Genomic DNA, 3,952 nt, shown 5'->3' with positions numbered 1-3,952 from the left:
TTAAACCTTGTCCCCCCCATGCACGTTTTTATTTATGGCTGGCTGCCCGCTTACGCCGATGAATTGGTGCAAGAAGTAGCTGGTTGCTCCTTGATTTGTTTAGGGAAAGAAGAGCGTATCTTACCGCGAGGCGTCATTAAGCGCATGTTAGAGGAACGCGTCCAAACCATAGAAACACAGCAAGGTCGTACCATTAAAAGAGCTGAGAAAGCACAGCTTGCCGAAGATTTGGAATTTGAATTATTGCCGAAATCTTTCTGTGTCCAAAAAAGATTATTTGCCATGCTGGATAGCATGTCTAATCGCTTGATTATCAATACTTCCAGTAACAATCAAGCTTCACAATTAACAGCTTTATTACGTAAATCACTACCCGGCCTTCATCTTGAACCGATAACCTTCAATGAAAATTTGGCCTTACGTTTTGCTCAATGGCTTAGTAATCCAGAGCTTCTGCCGCCCTCATTTCAATTAGCCTCCGATTGCCTGCTGTTTTCTCTCGATAACGAAAAAAACGAGTCAATTGCAAAGGCTATGAATTACCGGCGGAAGAAATTTTAACTCTCTTGGCGCAAGGGCTTGGGGTTGCTGAAATTTCCCTCGTATGGAATGAACGAATTCAATTTACCCTGACTCAGGATTTAACCTTTAAACGCCTCAAAAGCCTCGATTACCTCATCGATGAATTTAACGAAATCCAGGAGCTGGAAGAAGAATATCTGCAACGTGATGCCGCCCTTACTTTGCTCTGCGGGGAATTGCGCAGTCTGACCAACGATTTGCTGGCAGGACTCAATACACCTTCCGAGGAAATTAAAACGCCTAGCCCTGCAGTCGAATTAGAAAGTAGCCCAGCTTAATGGGCCACTTTCTGGCGTAAATCGATCAAGGATAAGCCCCGAATTTCACCATCACGCACAGTGAATTGCTTTGAAGTACTTAAACCTGCTGTATTGATAAAGAGCTCATAACGTCCCGGGCTTAAACCCGTAGTATAGAACTCACCCCCATTCGTTACTGTTAAAGGCATGGCTTGCCTGAACCATGGGTCCTCACTCGCGTTACCTTCTCTCATTACCCTTTGTAATAATATATTCGACTGTTCAACACCACCCCAGGGTAAGACACGCCCCACCACACCAGTTGGCTTGGTGCCGCCTTCCGCTTCTAAAATAATGGGTGGAATTGCCTGGATTTCATACCTGGTATTGCTACCAAAATTTGCGGACTTATAACCAGGCAAAATAAAAGAAACGGTGTTATTGCCAGGATGACTGATAAAAAAACCACCAGGTAGAATGTCAAGCCCTGAATTAATCAGCATCAAAGGCTCAGGTCCCTTAACGATAACCTGCCCATAGACAATTGGAAATCGTTTGGCAGCAATTAAATCGTGCATACGTAGCTCAAGGGTAGCCGCTAACGCAGGATTATTAGTTTTCGCCAACCAATCCAGCCAGGAATTAAAATTACTCCATACCTTCGCAGGCGGCAGAACAGGTTGTAGCGTACGCCAGGAAATCTTTTCCTCATGGAGGGTATACACGCGATACAATTCATCTTCATTAAAAGGAGGCAATAAATCATATCGTGTGCGCAACAAAGCAGCGAGTTTCTTAGCGTCTTCTTTTTGCCCAGCCGATAAGCCCTGTTTGTAGAAACGTAGCAGTTTTTCTTTTTCAGGGTAGGAAGCAGGTAATTGCTCGACATATATCATTTGCCAAGCAAGTGCCTTGATGCGGTCTTGTTTGACAGTGGTGCCAAAAAAATAGTTACGTCCTAACACCCAGGCTTGATATTGTTGATACTCTTTCTGCAACAAGTGAGCATCTTCCACAGTCAAAGCATGGGCTAACGAAACGAGCAAACAGAGTATGAAAACCAAGCAATAGCGATACCCTAATTTGCTCACGACGTTATAAACCCTATACCACTGTTTCTGGCATTTGTTTATGATAAGTGGATTGATAAACAGCCAGCGCATCATCAGCTGCTTTTTTCAAGCCCAACGCTTTATTGGAATAATAAAGCAAAACCAAGGCTTGTTGCACACTCGGTGCTTGTGGATAGTTTTGCACTAAATAGCTGGCACGCTCCGCAGCAGCCACATACATCCTCCGATCATAATAATAACGTGAGGTATTCAGTTCACGCTGAGCAAACATATTACGCAAATAAATCATACGCTGCAAAGCATTTGCCTTATAGCGGCTGTTCGGGAATTTTTGGATTAACTCAGCGAAATCAGTATAGGCCTGGGTTTGTGTACCAGGAGCGCGCCAAGACTCATCCAAAGGCAAAAAGTTAGCAAAGGTACCACGTGTTTGTTGGAAATTGGCTAATGCCTTCATGTAATACGCGTAATCTACGTTTTTGGCCCGTGGATAAAGATGGATAAAACGCGCTGCTGTCGCTGCTGTAGAAGGATAGTCCTGCTTCTTGTAGTAAGCGTATATCAAATCCATCTGCGCTTTTTCAGCATAATCACTAAAAGGATACATGGATTCGAGAGCTTCCAAACGTTTGGCCGCACTCTCGTATTGTTCTTTAGCCATCGCTTGTTGAGCTTCAGTAAACAACTGCTTGGCAGTCATACCCTGGAAAGGACTATTATCATCCTCATCTTTATTCCACCACTTAGCACAGGCAGTCAAAGAAAGCAAAAGCCCTATCAGGAATAACGCTCGAATCTGTTTCATAAAAAACACCTATTAACTATGAGTGCTCTAATCAATCACAACATAGCTCCCTCAATAAGCACTCGGACTTATTTATCAAAGAAGCTATATCACAACAACCTTGCAAATGTGGCACATTATACTCATCTACAAGGATTTTGCGAACTGTAAAAAGAAAGACACTCAAATTGGAAATGGGTTAAAAATTATTTGCAAAGCACACACTGTTAAGATACTATTCTGCCCTGTCGGAGAGGTGGCTGAGCGGTTGAAAGCGGCGGTCTTGAAAACCGTTGAAGGGCGACCTTCCCAGGGTTCGAATCCCTGCCTCTCCGCCAAATTTGATTTCCTGTTGTGTCTAATATCCCCTTTTTTCTAATCAATGTTATAAAAGCATCGTGGCGCAAACCAGGATTCAAAAAACAGTCTTCCAACACACAATCCTGAGATGGATAATTTTGCCCATATTAGTATTTTAGTGTGTAGGAATAATCGGTGTTTTAGAGGTATCAGCCATAGGGAAAGAAAAGCGATAAATCAAAATGAGGTAAACGAATGAGAAGTAACGTTGAAATTCAAGGTGATACTGATATCCCTATAGGGAAATCTGCCGTCCGTTTATTAACGTCTAATAGCACTCTAGAACCGATGCTGGTCTTAGAGAGATCCGATAAACTAATTCTAGTAACAGCCGCAAGGCCACCAGTCCTAGTCCCCCCACCCTCCTATTCTTTGTTTGGCTTTTTTAGTTATTTCCAAAGATCCCAACCAACCCCAAACCTCAACCCCTACGAATTATCTATTGAAACATTTACTGGCTCGGATATTCCCAAGCAAGCCGGCAGAGGTAAACTACTAAGGGCTGTTATAATAGATAATGAATGTGCCGACTCGTTTGAGCATGACATGTTAAATGCGGCATTAACATTTACCAAATATGATAATGCCTGTTCACTGACAGTTAATTTATTACGTAAATGTACAGATCAACGTATAAAGCAAGAATGGGTTAATGCTATATTTGATGTGGATAATGATACCCCATCCCCAAGCATTGTTCGCTTTAACTTGAAGCAAGCGCTTAGGTCAACCTCTTTTACCAAAAAACCAGATGCAACCGAAGCCACATCTGGTTATCGTAATGCCATCAATGCAACAACGCACTCTCCACCATCTGCCGCAACATCGTAGGAAGCACGGGTTTTACAGAAATATGGTTCGCCCCCAACGCCCAACACTGTTGACAAATGTTTTCAGACACACACCACGGAAGC

3 protein-coding genes, 1 tRNA gene and 1 pseudogene are annotated in these 3,952 nt (G+C 43.0%); 3 read left to right on the top strand and 2 right to left on the bottom strand.

Annotated features, from left to right (window positions below):
* Nucleotides 1-860: pseudogene (locus BN58_RS23875) on the top strand (recombination-associated protein RdgC); the annotation flags it as partial.
* Here BN58_RS23875 and BN58_RS09830 read toward each other — a convergent pair.
* Together BN58_RS09830 and BN58_RS09825 are read right to left on the bottom strand one after the other, a co-directional pair.
* On the bottom strand, nucleotides 857-1,912 hold the full coding sequence (locus BN58_RS09830) for a hypothetical protein (RefSeq protein ID WP_156812469.1): 1,056 nt from the start codon (nucleotides 1,910-1,912) through the stop codon (nucleotides 857-859). The pseudogene BN58_RS23875 and the gene BN58_RS09830 overlap by 4 nt on opposite strands.
* 13 nt (nucleotides 1,913-1,925) lie before the next feature.
* Nucleotides 1,926-2,699: an outer membrane protein assembly factor BamD gene (locus tag BN58_RS09825; RefSeq protein WP_019216675.1), complete on the bottom strand. Its 774-nt coding sequence runs from the start codon at nucleotides 2,697-2,699 to the stop codon at nucleotides 1,926-1,928.
* A gap of 229 nt (nucleotides 2,700-2,928) precedes the next feature.
* Here BN58_RS09825 and BN58_RS09820 point away from each other — a divergent pair.
* Nucleotides 2,929-3,016: transfer RNA gene (locus BN58_RS09820), tRNA-Ser, on the top strand.
* A gap of 217 nt (nucleotides 3,017-3,233) precedes the next feature.
* Nucleotides 3,234-3,869, top strand: a complete 636-nt coding sequence (locus tag BN58_RS30815; protein ID WP_019216674.1) for a hypothetical protein — start codon at nucleotides 3,234-3,236, stop codon at nucleotides 3,867-3,869.
* Nucleotides 3,870-3,952 lie beyond the last annotated feature (83 nt).

The sequence above is a fragment of the Legionella tunisiensis genome, assembly GCF_000308315.1.
Classification (GTDB): domain Bacteria; phylum Pseudomonadota; class Gammaproteobacteria; order Legionellales; family Legionellaceae; genus Tatlockia; species Tatlockia tunisiensis.
The sequence above is the reverse complement of the archived record's forward strand: the minus strand, read 5'-3'. Positions and strand labels throughout refer to the sequence as shown.